The 2,273-nt window shown below is 71.2% G+C and carries 1 protein-coding gene and 2 pseudogenes; all 3 read right to left on the minus strand.

Annotated elements, in window-relative coordinates:
- Positions 1-472: pseudogene (locus R6V09_RS51340) on the minus strand (DUF2201 family putative metallopeptidase); the annotation flags it as partial.
- A gap of 19 nt (positions 473-491) precedes the next feature.
- The gene (locus R6V09_RS51345; RefSeq protein WP_317888282.1) at positions 492-1,553 is read right to left on the minus strand and encodes an ATP-binding protein; all 1,062 of its coding nucleotides are present in this window, start codon (positions 1,551-1,553) and stop codon (positions 492-494) included.
- 79 nt (positions 1,554-1,632) lie between these two features.
- A pseudogene (locus R6V09_RS51350) lies at positions 1,633-2,273 on the minus strand (hypothetical protein); the annotation flags it as partial.

Here is a 2,273-nt window from a genome sequence, read left to right on the forward strand (position 1 = left end):
GCTCGTAGGCGGCCGGGATGCCGTCGCGACGCCAGCGGGCCGCGAGTTGTTCCTCGTCGCCGGCGGGGTAGGCGGCGGGCAGGTCTTCGGGGGTGCGGCCCACGGGGAAGGTGAGCAGGAAGCGGTTGACGACGACGCAGCGGGCGGCGAGGTCGAAGCGGTCGGGCTGTTCGCGCTCGCCGTTCGCGCCGGGGACGTGGCCGAAGCCGAGGTGGATGAGCGCGTGCGCGATCGCCCAGGCCCATTCGGCGGGTTCGGCGAGCCGGGTGGGGTGCGCGTGGAGGTATCCGTTGGAGTTGACGAGCACGAGCCCGTCGCGGGGCGCGGCCCGGCAGTCCTCCTCCCGGCACAGCTCGAAGTCGACCGCGGCGAGCGCGGGGTTGGCCCACACGAGTTTCAGCCCGGCCGTGAACGCCTCGGTCGCCGGGTCGGGCTTCTTCTGCTCGGGGTCCTTCTTGCGGGTACGGCTCACCGGGGCACCTCCGTGGGACTCACCGGCGTGCCTCCACCAGCCGGGGCATGTCCCGGGCGGCCTCCACCAGGAACCAGGCCGGGAGGACCGGGTTGCCGTCGTCGTCCGAGGCGATGACGCTCTGCGCCACCTCGACGGAGATCTCGGCGAGTTGGACCAGGAGGGACTTGGCGCGGTACGCGGTCTGGCGGCCGTTCGCCGACAAGTGGTCCTTGCTGGCCGGGAGTTCCTTGATGAGACGGCCCCGGAAGGACTCGGCGAGGTAGTACAGCAGGTCGCGGTCCTCGGTGCGGTTGGGCCAGCGGGCGTCGCCCTTGAGGACGGCCTCGATGCCGAAGCGGCTGCGCACGATCTTGACGTAGCCGCAGAACGCGACCGCGTGGGCGGGCGTCAGCGTGCCGTGCGCGATGACCTTCAGGGTGTCCTCGTCGAGGTCGGGGCCGAAGGAGCCCAGCGCGTCGGAGAGCATGTGCCAGGAGCGGGGCGTGGAGAAGGGCTCCTCCGTCTTCGGCGGCTTGGACCACAGGTGGTCGGGGCGGTCGGTGAGGTGGTCGAGGATCCACGGGTGGATGCCGTTGGACGCGGCCCACACGAGCCAGTCCTTCGGGGAGGCCTCCAGGTGGACGTGGGTGAGCCGGTTGATGAGCGCGGACGCGATCGGGCGGGCCAGCGCGTTGTCGGTCGCGCGGTTGCCGGCGCCGATCACGATGGAACCCTTGGGGAGTTCGTAGCTGCCGATACGGCGGTCCAGGATCAGCGAATAGAACGCCTTCTGCACATCCGGTGTGGCCGCGTTGAGTTCGTCCAGGAACAGGCAGTACGGCTCGTCCCGCGCGATGGCCTCAGGCGGGCAGAACACCGACCGTCCGTCCCGGATCTGCGGTACGCCGATCAGGTCCTCGGGCGCCAGCTGCGTACCGAGCAGGCTGACGCACTCCAGCCCCAGCGACTGGGCGAACTCCCTTACCAGGGACGACTTTCCGATGCCGGGCGCGCCCCAGAGGAAGACGGGGCGGACGGTCGCGAGACCCAGCAGCAGTTCGGGGATACGGGCCGGAGTGACGGTGACGGCAGCCTGCAAAGCAGCGGCTCCTGAAGGAGGTTCGAGGTGGGGAGACTCGAACAGTGTGTGCTCACCGCCCACCCACCGCAGCCCATTTTCAGGCGGCCCGCTCCTCCGGCTCCGTCGACAGGGGCACCTGCGGACCGTTCAACTCCCGTAGCCAGCGCCGCAGTACGCGGTGGACCTGCTCGGCGCCGACGAGGTCGTCGCCGTCGTCGACCGGTGCGGAGAGGGCGTACGGCGACAGCAGGAACGGCTTGCCCTGGCTGCCGCCGAGGCCGCCGTGGGAGCCGATCTGCTCCTCGAAGGCGAGGACTTCGCCCTCGGCGGGGTCGTACCAGGAGTTGACCATGATGTCGGCGGTGTGCGGGAAGGAGTGGGTGCGCCGCACGGCGTCCGCGACACCGGGGCCGAAGTCCGCCAACGGGCCCTGCTTGTCTTCGAGTTCGGCCACTGGGAGCTCGGCACCGTGCGCGCCGAGAACGAGCCCTCCGTGCTCCTCGCTGCGCACGAGGACGAAGCCGACGCCCGGGTGGTTGGCGAGCGTCGTCAGCAGCGCCGGGTGGCGGGCGTCGATCTCCTCCTTGGTCATGCGGTGCGGCACGTCCGGGAAGGAGACCAGGCCGAGGTTGCCGGAGGCCAGCACGATCGGCTCCGAATGGCGGCCCGGGTGGCCGTGCTGCCCGTCGCCCTCCTTGGCCGGCCTGCGCAGCGCCGCGCGGACGGCGGCGCGGGCCT

This window comes from Streptomyces sp. W16, from assembly GCF_033194735.1.
Classification (GTDB): Bacteria; Actinomycetota; Actinomycetes; order Streptomycetales; family Streptomycetaceae; genus Streptomyces.